Source organism: Staphylococcus sp. SB1-57 (assembly GCF_017086425.1).
Classification (GTDB): domain Bacteria; phylum Bacillota; class Bacilli; order Staphylococcales; family Staphylococcaceae; genus Staphylococcus; species Staphylococcus warneri_A.
Genome location: NZ_CP070964.1, coordinates 826004 through 845163 on the forward strand (window position 1 = coordinate 826004; position 19160 = coordinate 845163).

Genomic DNA, 19160 nt, shown 5'->3' on the forward strand with positions numbered 1-19160 from the left:
ATGGAACCGATACCAGTATAAATGATAAAATATAAACATCATACTTACTAGGTCAAGTGACCCATGTCTATAGAATTTAGAAAACAAATTCTATAGACAATGCAAGTTGGGGAGAACAAGTATAAAGACATACATTTACATGAACGTGTTTGATATAGCATAAAGTTTCGATCTTAGGTGCAAACATCATGCTTAAACATAAGTATATGTATCAAGGGTTCTTTATTATTTATAAACTTAACCCCATTTACTTAAACGATTATTATAAAATAGGGGGATATGAATGACTGAATGGACTAAAGAAGAACGTTATCAACGAATAGAAGAGGTTGATAGCGATAAATTATTAAATTTAAAACAACAAGTACAATTATCTCCGTATAGACAAACTTTCCATATTCAACCAGAAACGGGTTTATTAAATGATCCCAATGGTTTAATTTATTTTAATGGAAAGTATTATGTCTCACATCAATGGTTCCCATTAGGCGCAGTACATGGTTTGAAATATTGGTTTAATTATACGAGTGACGACTTGGTTCACTTCGAACCTCAAGGAGTCATACTAAGTCCAGATACTAAATTTGATAGTCATGGTGTTTATAGTGGAAGTGCTTTTGAATTTCAAGGTCATTTATATTATATGTACACTGGAAATCACCGTGATCATAATTGGCAAAGACATTCATCACAAATGATAGCTAGAATGAAAGCTGACGGTTCAGTAGAGAAGTTTCCTAAACCTGTTATTAGCCAACAACCTGAAGGCTATACAAGTCATTTTAGAGATCCAAAAGTATTTCAAATTGAGGACCAATATTATGCGATTTTGGGTGCCCAAACTATGGATGAATTTGGTAGATTATTATTATATAGTTCGAAAGATATTGTGAATTGGCATTTCCAAGGAGAAATTAAAACATCATTAAACCAATTTGGTTATATGTGGGAGTGTCCTGACTATTTTGAACTGGATGGCCATGATATCATTATGTTCTGTCCACAAGGCATTGATAGTGAGGAAGATAAATATCGTAATATTTATCAATCTGGCTATATCATGGGTGATTTAAATCTAGATACTTTAGAGTTTGATCATCAATCATTTTTAGAATTAGACAGAGGTTTTGATTTTTATGCTCCACAAACATTTCTCGATAAAAATGGTCAACGTATCTTAATTGGTTGGATGGGATTACCAGAAACAACATATCCTACAGATGAAGAAGGTTGGGCACATTGTTTAACTATTCCAAGAGTATTAACTGTTGAAAATGGTAAGTTGAAACAAAGACCTATTCAAAGTCTAGAAAAATTAAGATATAACAAAGAAACTGCTTTAGGTTACGCTAATAAATTTACAACGAAGTTACATCCTTATGAGGGTAAACAGTATGAATTAATCATTGATATTTTAGAAAATGATGCTTCTGAAGTTTATTTTGAGTTAAGAACATCAAGATATCAATCGACAATGATTTCTTATAATAAGCGTGACAATAAAGTGACGCTTGATCGAACTGATAGTGGTTTGTTACCAGGTAATGTGGAAGGTACTACACGTAGTACAAAATTGGATTCAACACTAACTCAGTTACGCATATTTGTAGATACATCAAGTATAGAAATTTTCTGTAATGATGGTGAACGTGTATTAACTTCAAGAATATTCCCTGCGGAAGAAGCAACCGGTATTAAAACTTCTACTGAATCAGGACAAGTTTATTTACAATTTACGAAATATAATTTGAAAGGTGATCTTTCATGAGACGTTTATTCGCAATTGGTGAAGCGCTAATCGATTTTATGCCAACAGTAACTGATACTGCACTTAAAGACGTGGAACAATTTTCACGTCAAGTAGGTGGTGCACCTTGTAACGTTGCTTGTACAGTACAAAAGTTAGGTGCACAAGCTGAAATGATTACGCAACTTGGCAATGATGCATTTGGAGATATTATCGTTGAAACACTACAAAATATTGGTGTTGGTACTGGTTATATTAAAAGAACAAATGAGGCGAATACAGCACTTGCTTTTGTAAGTTTAAAGGCAGATGGGCAAAGAGATTTTTCATTTTATCGAAAACCATCTGCAGATATGTTATATGAAGCTCAAAATATTGAAGATATAGACATGGGTAAGGGTGATATTTTACATTTTTGCTCTGTTGATTTAGTAGATAGCCCAATGAAACAAGCACATTTAGCAATGGTTGAGAAATTTGAACAGCAACAAGGAACTATTGTTTTTGATCCTAATGTCCGATTGCCTTTATGGGATAATGAAGAGGATTGTCGTAACGCTATACTGACATTTATACCTAAAGCACATGTTATAAAAGTTTCAGATGAAGAGCTTGAATTTATTACGGGAGAGCATGATGAATCTAAAGCGATTGCATCGCTATTTGTAGATCATGTTGAAGCGGTAATTTATACGCAAGGTGCTAAAGGTGCCTCAATTTATTTAAAAGATGGGACAGTAAAACATCATGAAGGCTTTAAAGTCAAAGCCATCGATACGACTGGTGCTGGAGACGCCTTTATAGGAGCCGTGATAAGTCAAATATTAACTCATCAAGATATGTCTATAGAGCGATTGTTTAAACAACAAGGTGAAGCAATCTTACATTTCAGTAATCTTGTAGCAGCAAAAGTAACGACAAAATATGGTGCCATTGACAGTATTCCTACTTTAGATGAAATTGATCATGCATAATAGAACAACCATCCGTTTAAGACTAACGGATGGTTGTTTATTTATATTAATAATGGAATTATATCTTTTTGACATTACGAACAGATGCATAACAGTGTTCTTTATTTTTAAAATAGACAATACGCTCTTTAGAATCAATGGATTCAATATTTCTCCGATTAATCACAAAGCTATTATGACATCTAAAGAAACGGTCATCTAATTGACTTAATTCTTTGAGGTTACCATAAAATTCGATTTGTCTATTATCTAAATGTGCAATTAAACGATGTGATTTACTAGATGATTCAAAAAACATGATATCGTCATATTGTACATAAACTGAATTACTACCACGTTTCAACTCAATTGTTTCTACATTACTTTCTTTGGATAATAATTTGAGTCTTGTGTGAGCTGTTTCTAAACAATCGATAATACGTGTTTTCAGTTCTGCAGGATCATCTTTGAATATAAAATCCATTGCAGCGACTTTATAAACGAAAGTGAGATACGTTAATTCACTATGGCTTGTTACAAAAATGATGTTACCTACAGGATCATGTTTTCGAATTTCACTACCTAATTTAATACCATTTATATCTGCTTCAAGTTGTATATCTAAGAAATAACAACCGATGTCATTCATATTTTTGGATTGCTCAAGCACTTCATAAGGATCATCAGTTGCGAGAGCAAGCTCCATAGGCTTCTCTTCAATCATAATGTAATTTTTAATAATGGAAGCCATATTTTCTCGTTGTTTTGGATCATCTTCGCAAATGAATATTTTCATGATTTCACATCCTTATGATTCTTTATCGATAATTTCAATTTTTTGAACAAAAAAGCCATTTTCAATGACTGTATCTAATAATACATTATCATTATTATCAGTGATTTCTTTAAGTGTAGATAACCCTAAACCTCGATTATCACCTTTTGTAGAAAATCCTTCTTCAAACAGTTCATGAACACGAGGAATACTATCTTTACATTTATTCATGATAATAAGCGTTACAGATTCATCCTCTTTGAAAAAGGCGATACGAATAAGGGCATCTTCTAATGATTCTGATGCTTCAATCGCATTATCCAACGTAATACCAATAATACGACTTAGTTCTATCGTATTCATATCAATACGTTCAATCACATCAGGGACTTCAATACTAATCGCGATTTCTTTTTCTTGAGCTTGAAGAATCTTCGTCGTAATAAGCCCTTTGATTTCACGCACCTTGAGCTTCTCAATACCGTTAAGTTTAAGTGAACGTGTTTCTAAGTTATCTTTCATCGGTACAATTTGTTCGTTGAAGTACTGACGTAAGCCTGGCATATCGTCTTCACGAATAAATTCAGACATCGTTGATAGAATATTGACATAGTCATGTCGAAACTTACGCATTTCATTATTAATAGATTCAATTTTTAAAGTATATTCGTAATACGTTTCAATCTCTTGAAGATTACGTTTATAACGCATTTCACGTAAAGTGAACATTGAAAGAATGAAAACAATAATACTTAAAAAGATAATTAAACCAACAAAAATAATAGCATATAATCTCAAACTATTTGGTGCACTCATATCTGTTTGAGAAATTATGTAAAAGAACATAAATGAAATAGATAATACCACTGATATTATAGTTATATACGTTTTATTCAAAGATAAATATGATTCTTTTAGTTTTTTTAGTAATGCTTTTATGAAAAAAGCTAGTAACAGTGCTATTGAATAGAATAATATAAAGTGCAAAATGATTAGCAAATAACTGTCAGGATAATATTTAACTAAAGTTAAATAAAAGCTAACAGAAATAAAGTTAGTTAAGTACATAATTAAATTACTAATAAGAACAATGATTACTGAATATAACTTCACTTTAAAATAGTAAAAAACTATCATTGCAATCACTATAAAAATTAAACCAGCTCTGTCAAAAAAGTAGTATATAAATACTGAAGGGATTATAATCCCAATAATGATTAAATAATCCCTCAAATAAAATTTTATATTTATAATAATTTTAGATACTAAAAATAGTAAAGCGACTTGCAAAGCTGCAGCAGGTATAAAGTTTATTGCATCCATACAGAGCACACTTTCCTTAGATTTATTCGAATTGTTGAGTTAATTCCTTAGGTACTTCAGGCTCGTCAAAATAAGCAGAACATGGATTTGCTCCAGCTACAAAACCAACGAATTCCATGATTGAAGTGAAAAATTTAAAAAATAAATTGACTAAAAATTCCATAATGTTAATCCTCCTTAGGGAAAAAGATAGGTAATAATGTAATTGATTCAACAATAATTCCAAATAGAATTAATTGTGAATATGGTTCTTTAATTATAAACGATATTATGACTAATAACATGTAAACTGCAATGGAGAGTATTCTTTTCTTTTTCACTAAGCGTTTAGGTATAGGTTGTTTCTTTGTTGCAGCAGGTGCATAGATAATTACTATTAAGTAACCAATTAATGCAAAGATAAGCATTTCAAATTTACCAATTGATAAATATACGATAAGCCATGGCATCAATAGAAAAATAATGATGTTTTGAATATGACATAGTAAAGATGATTTAGCATGTGCGCCATGCGCGTAAAACCTTAAAATCATATATGCTAAATGCATAGTTAACGTATACCAGAAAATATGAAATATTATCGCTAACCCATATGTTACTATAAATTTCGCTATGTTACTTACTACAACTTGCATACCTAAACGAACTTTTAGAAATTGTATGCGATCCAAGTTATTTCTACGTTGTAAGTAGTTGGCAAATTGATCAATTTTTGTATCTATTATTTTCACTTGTTCACTACTCTCCTTAAGTATCATTATACAATTTTGTGCAACTTATTTTGTGTTTTATGCCTAACTGTCAAAAATAAATACTTAACTGTATAATGTACTTTCTAAAAAGTATTTTATCATAAAAAGGCTTACAGTTTAGTATAAAATATTGCGAGTTAGGAATTTTTTAAGTCAAAGAGGTATAACCATGTTTTAATAGACTCATATCACAGAGATGTGATGGAAATAGAGTTGAAAATTTGCTTAATCTACTTATTAGAATTATTTGTCAAAGTAATTCTAGTTCCATTACTAGAAGGAAGGAGTGATTTCAATGGCAGCAGATATCATTTCAACAATCGGTGATTTAGTAAAATTAATCATTAACACTGTGAAAAAATTCCAAAAATAATTTTTTCAAGTTAGTTAAGATGAGTATTTAGGATTTACAATAATTCAAATGGAAGGAGTGATTTCAATGACTGCAGATATCATTTCAACAATTGGTGATTTTGTAAAATGGATTTTAGATACAGTAAAAAAATTCACTAAATAATAGTAGAAATTCATTGTAACTTTGTTTTCTTCGTATAATAGGTGAGTTATTAAGCCATCCCAACTTAATAACTTACAACATTAGTAGGTGACCAAACATTTACTAATATGACTGTAGTTTTCCTTGGACTCAGTGTTACGTATTATTCTTAGCTACCTTTAACTAGGTATTTTTCTAACATGTAAGCTATCGTAAAACAACATTCAATTTATCATTATAAAAAGAGATAAATTCACTAAAATTTTTTCATAATTAATAACATCCCCAAAAAATAGATTGAAAAAATAACTGTAAAAACATTCCCTTAATAATAAGTTATCAAAAGCCGTGAGCCCCTCCCAAGCTCACGGCTTATTCTTATATACAACAAAACCCACTCAATTAAATTGCATCGAGTGGGAAAGATTCAATTTCTATTTATATAAATCAAGTTTAAGATTATCAAACACTGGAATTGATTGTCGTTGTTCTATAGCTTCATTAATATCTATATTTACACTTAAAGAATCCTCTTCGCTATCTAAACTTCCAATAATTTCGCCATTAGGATTGATGACAATTGAATGCCCAGCATAATCTGTTTGACCATCATTGCCACAACTATTTGTACCGATAATGAACATGTCATTTTCAATTGCGCGTGCTTTTAATAAAGCGAGCCAATGATTTAATCTTACTGTTGGCCACTGTGCAACATAAAATGCTACTTTTGCACCACTACGAGCGGGGTATCGCAGTAATTCTGGAAATCTAAGATCATAGCATATAATTTGAGTAGCCAAAGTGCCATCAGATAAAGCAAAGGGTTCAGGAACATTCACACCTGGTGACATGAAATCGGGTTCTCTTAACATTGGAACTAAATGGATTTTATTATATTCATTTATACAATTACCATTAGATAATACTGTAAATGCTGTATTATAAATAGATTGATCAACTTTATTTGATACAGAGCCAGCAACAATATCAACTTGATACCTTTGTGCTAGATTTGTAATAAATGGCAAACTAATTTTTAAGTTAACATCCGCTAGATCATTTAATTTCTCTAATGCATAGCCGTTGTTCCACATTTCAGGGATTACTACAACGTCTGTGTCGTTTTCTAATTTATCTTCAAACCATTGTTCAATTTTTGCCATATTTTTCTCAGATTGACCATATTCGATATATATTTGAAATAGTTGAACTTTCATATATATCACTCCTCTTAATTGATTAATTATAAGATACTAAAATTATATCTAGATAGCAAAAAAGTGGGATAATTTCTGTAAGAAATTTACGCCCACTCAGTGTTAAATTCAATCAATTATTTTTTAATAAGGAAACGAGGTTCAACTGGTTTAATATCTTTTTCACCAGCTTGCTCACGAACATTACCAAAAGGCATTTGAGCTACTAATTTCCATGTTTTTGGAATGCCAAATTCATTTGCAGTTGCTTCGTCAACGATTGGATTATAATGTTGTAATGAAGCGCCAATACCTTTAGTAGCTAATGCAGTCCAAATGGCATATTGATGCATTGCATTTGTTTGATTAGACCAAATTTCAAAATTGTCATAGAAGTTTGGCATTTTTTCTTGTAATCCTGTAATAACATCTTGATCTTCATAGTAAAGAATAGTTCCATATGAATGTTTGAAGTTATCAATTTTTTGACGTGTAGGTTCAAAATCACGATCTGGACCCATTGTTTCTTTTAAAATAGCTTTCGTGTTTTCCCAGAATTTTTCATTTTTATCATTTAATAATAAAACGATACGAGTAGATTGAGAATTGAATGCTGAAGGTACATGTTTAACTGCATGTGCAATTAACTCTTCTAACTCTGAATCTTCAATTGAAATAGTACTTTCTAAATTGTATATTGTACGTCTTTGCTCCATAGCATCGTTAAATGAAACGTCATTGTTCTTTTTATTAAATAAACCCATATTCAATCTCCTTTGTTATAGTTAATAACTATTTGTATCTTTAGTATAAATATTATACTCGATAAAGTAAACTAATAATTACTGGAAAATTTCAAAAATATTAATATTTTTTATCAATAAACATATATCAATGCATTATTTGGTTACTTTATATATACTTGATTTAGTAAAGAAATAATAATAGGAGGTGACTTTTGATGCAGAAAAAGTTAAAACATAAATTAATGTTACCTGGATTTGCATTAATATTAAGCACATCATTTCTAAGTCCGCCGGTTTTTGCGGCTGAAAATTCAAATAAGCCACCTCAATCAGATACAACTCAAACAAATGATTCAAATCAGAACAACAATGATAAAAATAATGCTGAACCATCAACTGATGATAAAAAGGATACATCTCAATCTTCTGATTCTAATCAAAGTGACTCAAATCAATCTGACCAAGATCAAACTAATCCTGATAATAGTAGTAATACATCTGATGGTAGTAAAGATGACACCCCAAATTCGGGACAAAATGATGGGTCAAATTCAAATGATAACACTGATTCAAACAATGGTACTTCTGATAATAATGATAAGCCTGGGAATCAAGATAATAATGATAATCCTGATAATAATCAAGATAAACCAAATGATGACCAAAATGATGGATCAGATAGTAATCAAGATTCAAACTCAAATCAAGATAATCCAAGTACTAAGCCAGATGACAAGCCAAATGATAAAGATGATGGTTCTAATTCCAATCAAAATGGACAAACTAATCCAGATAAACCAGGGTCTAACCAAAATGGTCAAGACAAACCCAATGGATCTAACAATCAAGACAAACCAGATTCTAATCAAAACAATGATAAACCAAGCACGCAACCAGGTTCAGGACAAACTCATCATCAACATCAAAAACCAAGCAATCAGCAACCACCTATAAATCAAGGTCAGCAGTCATCTCAAGATGGAAACTCACAATATCCCGGTGAAAATAATTCAAATCATCAAGCCAATGGAACAGGTTCGACTCATCATGGTCAATCAAATAATCAAAGACCCAATCATTGGCAAAATGCAAATAACAATAACGTGAGCAATAGCCAATATCAGAATTCTAATCATAATTCTGTGCAATTAATGCCTCGATACGACTCTCAAAATCAAGTTTTAGGACCAGTGCGGAAATCAAATTCATACGATCAGTCACAATCTAATACATCTAATTATGATAGTAATCGTTTTATGTGGCAAAGACCGGAATCAATTTTCAACAATCAAAAAGGCTTTGAGCGTACATCAAATCAGCAGTCGCTAATAAGAAGGTTTAATTCTTTAGCAGAAGGTTCATACAAATATAACCCATTTGTGATTAATCAAATTCATCAACTTGATAATTCTAATGGTGTTATTTCAGATAGGGATATTTACAATATTTTTAGAAAAGAAACGTTTAGTGGAAATCAATATTTAAATTCATTACAACAATCATCTAATTATTTTAGATTTCAGTATTTTAACCCATTGGATTCAAAGAAGTACTATAAAAACTTAGATGATCAAGTTCTAGCTTTAATAACAGGCGATATAGGATCAATGCCTGATTTAAAGAAACCTGAAGATAAAGAATCGAGTGATAAAAGTTCTTTTGAAAATCATAGCGATGATAAAATAAGTACATCAAATCAACAGAAAGAAAGTTATCAAAAAGAGCAGAAAACAAATCGTTTATTAATGACGTTAGGTACAAGTATTATTGCCATTTTCATTGGTGTAATCATTGCATTTCTGTTAAAACGACGAAAGCAAGATGAAGGTGCACAATAAAATGATATTAAAAAATAGAGCCAATCACTGAAAATGTGACTGGCTCTATTAATTTATATTTAATTCAATATAAGATGGATGATAAAGTTGGCTTGTTCTTGTACTTTTTTAAGTGCTTCACCACCGAAGACTTGCATAATGACAACAGTACCGTTTTGTAACATGTGAATGCCGATTGGTATAGCGATTCTATGTGTATATGTATAAGCTAATGAGAATAACATTCCCATACCGAAATACATAGGTAAAAATTTAATATCATTATGTGCTAATGCAAAAAGAAGTGAGCTCACAATGGAAGCTATTAAAAAGGCAACGATACGATTACCTTTGATGGCGTTGTATAATTCACCAAATAACACCTTTCTAAATACAAACTCTTCTAAAATTGGACCAACAACTGAAATTAATATAATAAAGACTGGCATTTGTTTAGCAATAGCCATTAATCGCTCAGTATTAGGACTTTGTTGTTGTTGTCCTAAAACAAGTGTGTAAATTAAACTCACAACAACTTGATATACCATGACGATACAAAATCCAAGTAATGCCCAACTGATGATGTAGCGTTTGGATTCTTTAACACCTGCTTCGAGACGAGTAGGATTTTTAATATATAAGTTAATTAATATGATTAATATAGCTGCGACTATAAATAATGATACTTGTGTATATATCATAAATTGAGTTGTTTCCATACCTTTTTCTGGTTGGATTAATCCACTTCGTAATAACATGCCTGGTAAAAATTGAGCTAAGGCATAAATTAATACTGTTAATAATGACACCCAAAATCTTTTCATATTGGACCTCCGATTTTCTGTTTATAGTTTATTTTATCGTAAAAAATCATTATGTACAAAATAAATTCAAAGACGTCCTGCTTGAAATATTGACCAAATTTGATTATTATAAAAGTAGTTTAGCACTCTAAAAGTTTAAGTGCTAAAATTCGTACTCAACAAGGAGGAACAATCATGCTTAAACCATTAGGAAATCGTGTGATTATTGAAAGAAAAGAACAAGAACAAACAACTAAAAGTGGTATCGTATTAACAGATAGTGCTAAAGAAAAATCAAATGAAGGCATCGTTAAAGCAGTCGGAAAAGGGCGCTTATTAGATGATGGTTCTAGAGTTGCTCCTGAAGTAAAAGAAGGGGATACAATTGTATTCCAACAATATGCAGGAACAGAAGTTAAACGTGGCGATGAAACATACATCGTATTAAATGAAGACGACATTTTAGCAATTATTGAAGCATAAAATAAACGTATTATAAAAAAGTAAGAAGATTGACAATACTGGAGGTTAGACATAATGGCTAAAGATTTAAAATTCTCAGAAGACGCACGTCAAGCAATGTTACGTGGTGTAGATAAATTGGCAAATGCCGTGAAAGTGACAATTGGACCAAAAGGACGCAATGTTGTATTAGATAAAGAATATACAGCGCCATTAATTACAAATGATGGGGTCACAATTGCAAAAGAAATTGAGTTAGAAGATCCATATGAAAATATGGGTGCCAAATTAGTTCAAGAAGTAGCTAACAAAACAAATGAAATTGCTGGTGATGGTACTACCACTGCAACAGTACTAGCACAAGCAATGATTCAAGAAGGACTTAAAAATGTGACTAGCGGTGCAAACCCTGTAGGTTTAAGACAAGGTATTGATAAAGCAGTTCAAGTAGCAGTTGAAGCTTTACATGAAATTTCTCAAAAAGTAGAAAATAAAAATGAAATTGCTCAAGTAGGTGCCATTTCTGCAGCGGATGAAGAAATTGGTAAATATATTTCAGAAGCTATGGAAAAAGTGGGCAACGATGGTGTTATTACTATAGAAGAATCTAATGGTTTCAATACTGAATTAGAAGTTGTAGAAGGTATGCAATTTGATAGAGGATACCAATCACCATATATGGTTACTGACTCAGATAAAATGATTGCAGAATTAGAACGACCATACATTTTAGTTACCGATAAGAAAATTTCTTCTTTCCAAGATATTTTACCTTTATTAGAACAAGTGGTTCAATCTAATCGTCCAATTTTAATTGTAGCGGATGAAGTGGAAGGCGATGCATTAACTAATATTGTATTAAACCGTATGAGAGGTACATTTACAGCAGTAGCAGTTAAAGCACCAGGATTTGGTGATCGTCGCAAAGCAATGTTAGAAGACTTAGCAATCTTAACAGGTGCACAAGTCATTACAGATGATTTAGGATTAGAATTAAAAGATGCTTCTATTGATATGTTAGGTAGTGCTAATAAGGTTGAAGTTACTAAAGATAATACAACAGTTGTTGATGGAGACGGTGATGAAAATAATATCGATGCACGAGTTAGCCAAATCAAAGCACAAATTGAAGAAACTGATTCTGACTTCGATAGAGAAAAACTACAAGAACGTCTTGCTAAATTAGCCGGAGGTGTTGCAGTAATCAAAGTAGGTGCTGCTAGTGAAACTGAATTAAAAGAACGTAAATTACGTATTGAAGATGCTTTAAACTCAACTAGAGCAGCTGTTGAAGAAGGTATCGTTGCTGGTGGTGGAACAGCATTAGTAAATATTTATAAAAAAGTAAGTGATATTGAAGCAACTGGCGATGTTGAAACAGGCGTTAATATTGTCTTAAAAGCATTGCAAGCACCAGTTAGACAAATTGCAGAAAATGCTGGATTGGAAGGTTCTATTATTGTAGAACGTCTTAAAAATGCAGATGCAGGTGTTGGATTCAACGCTGCAACAAATGAATGGGTTAATATGCTTGAAGAAGGTATTGTAGACCCTACTAAAGTAACACGTTCAGCATTACAACATGCAGCAAGTGTAGCTGCAATGTTCTTGACAACAGAGGCAGTTGTAGCAACAATTCCAGAAAAAGATCAATCAGAACAAGCTGGAATGGGTGGCGGCATGCCTGGTATGATGTAAGTTCACGCCATCGCATTGGACAATTGATAAAAACTTCATAAATTAGACATAAAGATAATTAAAACTTTCTAGTGATCCATTTCGCTAGAAAGTTTTTTATTTATTGAAATTGATGCGTTTTTAAGCTATTTATCATAAATAATGACAACTTATTCAATTAAAATAGCAAAATATTTTATAGAATAAAATAGTTGAGGTACCAATCCACAAATGTTATATTATTTATTGTGATTTTTATAAAGAAATGTTTTAATTCAGGAACGACATGTTGATTTGAATTAACGCATTATTCATTTTGACAATTAAATAATAAGGAGGAAGTCATAATTGAAACACCCTAGAAAAGACAACCAAGAAAATAAAAAAATAAACTATTTTTCCATTAGAAAGTTAAAAGGGTATGGCGTGACTAGTATTACTGTAGCTTCATTGTATTTAATATTTGGACATACTAACATGGCAAATGCAGCAGAATTCAATCAACCTACTGAAATAGATAACAGCTATACAAATAGTACAGTGATTGAAGATAAGCAAGATGAGAAAAAACTTAACCAAAATACTGAAATATTAAAGGCAACTACAAATAATACAAACAACGAAACAACTCCAAATAATACGAACAACGAAGCAACGCCAGTAATGGATAATAAGCAGGTGACTTCTGAACAATCAAATAGTGGAAATAATGAGCAATTAAAACAATTAATTCAACAATATAAAAAAATAAATTTAAATGATAAGACAGATGAATCAATAAAAGAATTTAACTATGATATTACTAATGCTGAAAAATTTTTACAAAAAGAATCTACTCAAGCAGAAATTGATGGATATTACAGAAATTTCATTAACAGTGCTGCTAAATTAAAAAGAAAAAAGAATAACAATGAAGTTCAAATTACAAAAGAACAAAATGGTAATAAAGGTATACCTGCAACAAACACAGAACCATCAAGTAATAATCAACATTCTCAAGTAGTGCGACAATCAGAAGGTGCATCATTTAGGGCAGTACCAAATCAAAATAATAATGACCCTTTAAAATACAATGAAACTAATACCGGTGTGATTAACGGACACTTTGATCAAGTTTCTGGAGGAAATTTACCAAATCAAAAAACAAGTCTAACGGTTGTTAAAGATGTCATTGGATGGACGAGTGTATCTACAGATCCAGATAAAGAATTTCCTATAGTAATGACTACTAAAGTAAGAAATTATCCAACATTTATGAGTGATAGTTCAGCACCTTATGGCGTCGTATTAGCCAGAACAACAGATGGATTTGACAGACGTGTGCCTGACCCTAGAGTAGCCGGTATTTATCAAGATATTGATGTTGCACCTAATTCAGAATTAGTCGTAGATTTTATATCTTCAGCTTTAGCAACAATTAATGCTTGGCCAGGTGTAAAAGCCAAAATAACAACACCAGACGGTAATCGAGTATTATTTGATAAACAGATAAATGGTATGGGTAAATATCCAACTGGAAAACTGAATCTCATGGTCAATGTTCCAAGTGATGTTGATAGAGTAAGGTTATCCTTTATTCCAATTTCAAATTCGTACACATTAACCTCTAACCAAACAAATAGTGCTTATGGTTTTGGAGATAATCCAAATTACATGTACGGTGGTGCTGTTAGTAGAGTTAATGTAAATAGTGGTGCTTATGTTGTATCTAGAGTAACTGAAATCAATTACGACTTTACAAGTGATTCATCAACTTCTAATTATGCACGTGGTACAATTTCAGTAATCCTTGAAAATAAAGGACACACAAGTTCAAATGAAACCATTTATCGAGTAACGTTACCACAAGGAACAAAATTTGTTTCTGCAACAAATGCGAGTACGAACTATAATGAGGCAACGGGTTTATTAACACTCAATGCTGGAAAAGTAGCTGCTGGAACTACTAAGACGATAACGTATACTGTTGATTTCCCTGCCGTTAAACCAAGTATTGTAGATTTAGATGGAAATGTAACCTATAGAACTGATGCGTCATTCCGAGGAAATGATAGACAAAAATCTGGTATAGATAAAGTAGAACAACAACAAGTTGCAATATTAATGTATAAGGAAGACTTAAGAAATAAATATAATGATACGAAACAATATTTGGATTCAATCAATGAAGCGGATTATACAACAGTTTCAGTCAATAATTTAAAATTAAAATTGGATGAAGCCAAAGCTATTTTAGATGAAGCCAATAATAATGTGCCAATGGCAGATAGAAAAAACCAAGATTTTATCAATCAAATTACTACTCAAATAGAACATGAAAAAATCAAACTTAAGCGCCTTACACCTTCAATACCTGTAATGACAACTAATGAAGAAAATGCAAGCTTAACAGTTACTCCACAAGGAGACACTGATAAAATGACAGTGCACTATGTCGCACCGAATGGCGATGCGAAAGAAGTAATTGCGACAAAAACAGGAGGTCAATGGGCATTAAATGAAACGCCAACAGGTATCAGTATAGATAATACAAGTGGGGCAGTGACAGTCAGTTATCAAGGCATTCAAAATGGAAGTGAAGTCACAGCAAATGAGAGTCACGGAAATAGTGATGTAAGTACCGAAACTAGAGCGAATGTGCCTGTGAAAGAAGCGACACCGATGGCGCCAGTCATTACATCAGATGAAGCGAATGCGAGTGTAACAGTAACACCGCAAGGTGATGTAGATAAAATGGCAGTGCACTATGTTGCACCGAATGGCGATGTAAAAGAAGTTGTCGCAACAAAAACAGGAGATCAATGGACATTAAATGAAACACCAACCGGTATTAGTATAGATAATACAAGTGGTGCAGTGACAGTAGGGTACCAAGGTGTTCAAAATGGTAGCGAAGTCACAGCAAATGAGAGTCACGGTAATAGTGATGCAAGTGCAGAAGCTAGAGCAAATGTCCCTGTAAAAGAAGCGACGCCAACGGCGCCAGTGATAACATCAGATGAAGGAAATGCGAGTGTAACGGTAACACCACAAGGTGATGCAGATAAAATGATAGTGCACTATGTAGCACCGAATGGCGATGCGAAAGAAGTAATTGCGACAAAAACAGGAGGTCAATGGGCATTAAATGAAACGCCAACAGGTATTAGTATAGATAATACAAATGGTGCGGTAACAATCAATCACCAAGGTGTCCAAAAAGGTAGCGAAGTCATAGCTAATGAGAGTCACGGTAATAGTGATGTAAGTACCGAAACTAGAGCGAATGTACCATTAAAAGAAGCAACACCAATGGCGCCAGTGATAACATCAAATGAAGCGAACGCGAGTGTAACAGTAACACCACAAGGTAATGCGGATAAGATGATAGTCCATTATGTCGCGCCAAACGGCGATCCAAAAGAAGTGATTGCCACAAAAGTAGGCAATCAGTGGACATTAAATGAAATACCAACCGGTATTAGTATAGATAATACAAGTGGTGCAGTGACAGTAGGATACCAAGGTGTTCAAAATGGAAGTGAAGTCAGTGCGAATGAAACGCATGGAAATAGTGACGCAAGCACAGAGTCTAGAGCGAATGTGCCATTAAAAGAAGCAACACCGGTAGCGCCAGTGATAACATCAGATGAAGCAAATGCGAGTGTAACAGTTATACCGCAAGGTGATTCAGATAAGATGACAGTGCACTATGTCGCACCGAATGGCGATGTAAAAGAAGTTGTCGCAACTAAAGTCGGAACGCAATGGACATTAAATGAAACACCAACCGGTATTAGTATAGATAATACAAGTGGTGCAGTGACAGTAGGCTATCAAGGCATTCAAAATGGTAGCGAAGTCAGCGCGAGCGAAACGCATGGAAATAGTGACGCAAGTACAGAGTCTAGAGCGAATGTCCCTGTAAAAGAAGCGACGCCAACGGCGCCAGTCATTACATCAGATGAAACAAATGCAAGTGTAACAGTAACACCGCAAGGTGGTTCAGATAAGATGACAGTACACTATGTCGCGCCAAACGGCGATCCAAAAGAGGTTATTGCAACTAAAGTTGGAACGCAATGGACATTAAATGAAACACCAACAGGCATCAGTATAGACAATACAAGTGGGGCAGTGACAGTAGGCTATCAAGGTGTTCAAAATGGTAGCGAAGTCACAGCAAATGAAAGTCACGGTAATAGTGATGCAAGTGCAGAAGCGAGAGCAAATGTGCCTGTGAAAGAAGCAACGCCAACGGCGCCAGTCATTACATCAAATGAAGCGAATGCGAGTGTAACGGTAACACCACAAGGTGATGCAGATAAGATGATAGTGCACTATGTTGCACCGAATGGAGATGCGAAAGAAGTAATTGCGACAAAAACAGGCAATCAATGGACATTAAACGAGACACCAACAGGTATCAGTATAGATAATACAAGTGGAGCGGTGACAGTGGGCTATCAAGGTGTTCGAAATGGTAGTGAAGTAAGCGCAAGTGAGACACATGGGAATAGTGATACAAGTTTAGAATCACGAGCGAATGTCCCTGTAAAAGAAGCGACGCCAACGGCGCCAGTCATTACATCAGATGAAGCAAATGCAAGTGTAACGTTAACACCGCAAGGTGATGCAGATAAGATGACAGTTCACTATGTCGCGCCAAACGGAGATGCAAAAGAAGTGATCGCTACAAAAGTAGGTGATCAGTGGGCATTAAACGAGACACCAACAGGTATTAGTATAGATAATACAAGTGGCGCAGTGACAGTCAGTTATCAAGGTATTCAAAATGGTAGCGAAGTCAGTGCGAGTGAAACGCATGGAAATAGTGACACAAGTACAGAGTCTAGAGCGAATGCCCCTGTGAAAGAAGCGACGCCGATGGCGCCAGTCATTACATCAGATGAAGGGAATCCGAGTGTAACAGTAACACCACAAGGTGATGCAGATAAGATGACAGTGCACTATGTCGCACCGAACGGAGATCCAAAAGAAGTTGTCGCAACAAAAACAGGAGATCAATGGACATTAAATGAAACACCAACCGGTATTAGTATAGACAATACAAGTGGCGCAGTGACAGTAGGATATCAAGGTATTCAAAATGGTAGCGAAGTCAGTGCGAGTGAAACGCATGGAAATAGTGACGCAAGTACAGAGTCTAGAGCGAATGTCCCTGTGAAAGAAGCGAGGCCGATGACGCCAGTCATTATATCAGATGAAGCAAATGCGAGTGTAACGGTAACACCACAAGGTGGTTCAGATAAGATGACAGTACACTATGTCGCACCGAACGGAGATCCAAAAGAAGTTGTCGCAACAAAAACAGGAGATCAATGGACATTAAATGAAACACCAACCGGTATTAGTATAGATAATACAAGTGGCGCAGTGACAGTAGGATACCAGGGTGTTCAAAATGGTAGCGAAGTCACAGCTAATGAGAGTCACGGTAATAGTGATGTAAGTACCGAAACTAGAGCGAATGTCCCTGTAAAAGAAGCTACACCGATGGCGCCAGTCATTACATCAAATGAAGCGAACGCTAGTGTAACAGTAACACCACAAGGTAATGCGGATAAGATGATAGTCCATTATGTAGATCCTAATGGCGATCCGAAAGTTGTCATAGCTACAAAAATAGGCAATCAGTGGGCGTTAAATGAAAAGCCTGTAGGTATTAGTATAGACACCGCAAACGGCGCATTAACAGTGGGCTATCAAGGTGTTCAAAATGGCAGTGAAGTCGTAGCAAGTGAAACCCTCGGTAACAGTGATCCGAGTGAAAAAATTGTTGCTAATGTTCCTGTGAAACAAAGTAAACCTATGCTACCTATAATTATATGGGATAAAGAGAAAGGTTCAATTTCTATTAAACCAAATGGGAAAACAGATAAAATGAGAATACAATTTATAAGTTCATCCCATAATAGTAATATTGAAATTATTGCGACAAAAGCTGATTATCAATGGAACCTTAATCACAAAATAAGTGGGATTCAAATAGATAGTGAAACTGGTATAGTTACCATTGATTATCAAATAGTCCAAAATTATAAAGAATTGCTAGTAAGTAGTACATTTGGTAATAGTGATGAAAGTGAAAGTATTCATTTTATAATTCCGAAATTTAAAGGAACAGTGTATGATTTGTATAATAATAAACAAGAAAAATTACTTAATGAAAGTGAAATTGAAAATGTAAAAACACATTATGTAATTAAGAAAGAGATACAAAAAGACAAAATAGAATTACCAAATACAGGAAAGAAACAAACGAATGAAAAAGGAAACACTAGTATTGTTTTACTGCTATTGGGATTCATACTTTGTAAATTAAAATTGAAAAGAAAAGACTTATAGCTTAAAAGAGTATATAATAAATTATATTAATAACATGTTGACTATAAAATAGAGAATTTGAG

General features: G+C 33.4%; 15 protein-coding genes. 8 read left to right on the forward strand and 7 right to left on the reverse strand.

From position 1 onward, the window contains the following. Window positions 1-283 precede the first annotated feature (283 nt). Both JX000_RS04045 and JX000_RS04050 read left to right on the forward strand, forming a co-directional pair. Window positions 284-1768, forward strand: coding sequence for a sucrose-6-phosphate hydrolase (locus JX000_RS04045; RefSeq protein ID WP_002452010.1), 1485 nt, complete (start codon window positions 284-286; stop codon window positions 1766-1768). Continuing rightward, window positions 1765-2721, forward strand: coding sequence for a carbohydrate kinase family protein (locus JX000_RS04050; protein ID WP_206140915.1), 957 nt, complete (start codon window positions 1765-1767; stop codon window positions 2719-2721). Before JX000_RS04045 ends, JX000_RS04050 begins: the two co-directional genes overlap by 4 nt. A 58-nt stretch (window positions 2722-2779) precedes the next feature. Here the strand turns inward: JX000_RS04050 and agrA are convergent, their stop codons facing one another. From agrA to JX000_RS04070, 4 genes are read right to left on the reverse strand one after another with little or no spacing between them, the layout of a single operon-like run. Next, window positions 2780-3496, reverse strand: a complete 717-nt coding sequence (agrA, locus tag JX000_RS04055) for a quorum-sensing response regulator AgrA (protein WP_002466277.1) — start codon at window positions 3494-3496, stop codon at window positions 2780-2782. Between the two features lie 12 nt (window positions 3497-3508). Next, window positions 3509-4798 (reverse strand): quorum-sensing sensor histidine kinase AgrC, encoded by a 1290-nt coding sequence (gene agrC / locus JX000_RS04060; RefSeq protein WP_145506672.1) that lies wholly within the window; start codon window positions 4796-4798, stop codon window positions 3509-3511. A gap of 22 nt (window positions 4799-4820) precedes the next feature. Continuing rightward, window positions 4821-4961 (reverse strand): cyclic lactone autoinducer peptide AgrD, encoded by a 141-nt coding sequence (agrD, locus tag JX000_RS04065; protein WP_124227772.1) that lies wholly within the window; start codon window positions 4959-4961, stop codon window positions 4821-4823. 4 nt (window positions 4962-4965) lie between these two features. After that, window positions 4966-5529 carry an accessory gene regulator AgrB gene (locus JX000_RS04070; protein WP_002451572.1) on the reverse strand — a complete coding sequence of 188 codons (564 nt, stop codon included), beginning with the start codon at window positions 5527-5529 and terminating at the stop codon, window positions 4966-4968. 316 nt (window positions 5530-5845) lie between these two features. On the opposite strand from JX000_RS04070, the gene JX000_RS04075 reads away from it, so the two are divergent. Further along, window positions 5846-5923 carry a delta-lysin family phenol-soluble modulin gene (locus tag JX000_RS04075; protein WP_015364840.1) on the forward strand — a complete coding sequence of 26 codons (78 nt, stop codon included), beginning with the start codon at window positions 5846-5848 and terminating at the stop codon, window positions 5921-5923. Window positions 5924-5989: 66 nt separating this feature from the next. Further along, on the forward strand, window positions 5990-6067 hold the full coding sequence (locus JX000_RS04080) for a delta-lysin family phenol-soluble modulin (protein ID WP_015364841.1): 78 nt from the start codon (window positions 5990-5992) through the stop codon (window positions 6065-6067). A 413-nt stretch (window positions 6068-6480) separates the two neighbouring features. Here the strand turns inward: JX000_RS04080 and JX000_RS04085 are convergent, their stop codons facing one another. Both JX000_RS04085 and JX000_RS04090 read right to left on the reverse strand, forming a co-directional pair. Then, a complete protein-coding gene (locus tag JX000_RS04085) occupies window positions 6481-7266 on the reverse strand; it encodes a carbon-nitrogen family hydrolase (RefSeq protein ID WP_002451573.1) in 786 nt (261 codons plus the stop codon). Between the two features lie 116 nt (window positions 7267-7382). Continuing rightward, window positions 7383-8009, reverse strand: a complete 627-nt coding sequence (locus tag JX000_RS04090) for a nitroreductase family protein (protein ID WP_002451574.1) — start codon at window positions 8007-8009, stop codon at window positions 7383-7385. A 197-nt stretch (window positions 8010-8206) separates the two neighbouring features. On the opposite strand from JX000_RS04090, the gene JX000_RS04095 reads away from it, so the two are divergent. Beyond that, complete coding sequence (locus JX000_RS04095; protein WP_145506678.1) at window positions 8207-9829, forward strand: SdrH family protein; 1623 nt, start codon at window positions 8207-8209, stop codon at window positions 9827-9829. A gap of 59 nt (window positions 9830-9888) precedes the next feature. On the opposite strand, the gene mroQ is transcribed toward JX000_RS04095, so the two are convergent. After that, window positions 9889-10632 carry an intramembrane glutamic endopeptidase MroQ gene (gene mroQ / locus JX000_RS04100; RefSeq protein WP_124227769.1) on the reverse strand — a complete coding sequence of 248 codons (744 nt, stop codon included), beginning with the start codon at window positions 10630-10632 and terminating at the stop codon, window positions 9889-9891. Between the two features lie 174 nt (window positions 10633-10806). Between mroQ and groES the strand changes: the two genes are divergently transcribed. From groES to JX000_RS04115, 3 genes are all read left to right on the forward strand, one after another. Then, complete coding sequence (gene groES, locus JX000_RS04105) at window positions 10807-11094, forward strand: co-chaperone GroES (protein WP_002451577.1); 288 nt, start codon at window positions 10807-10809, stop codon at window positions 11092-11094. Between the two features lie 54 nt (window positions 11095-11148). Next, window positions 11149-12771, forward strand: a complete 1623-nt coding sequence (gene groL, locus JX000_RS04110; RefSeq protein WP_075778764.1) for a chaperonin GroEL — start codon at window positions 11149-11151, stop codon at window positions 12769-12771. Window positions 12772-13098: 327 nt separating this feature from the next. Then, window positions 13099-19098, forward strand: a complete 6000-nt coding sequence (locus JX000_RS04115; RefSeq protein WP_206140916.1) for a SasC/FmtB family protein — start codon at window positions 13099-13101, stop codon at window positions 19096-19098. Window positions 19099-19160: the final 62 nt, after the last annotated feature.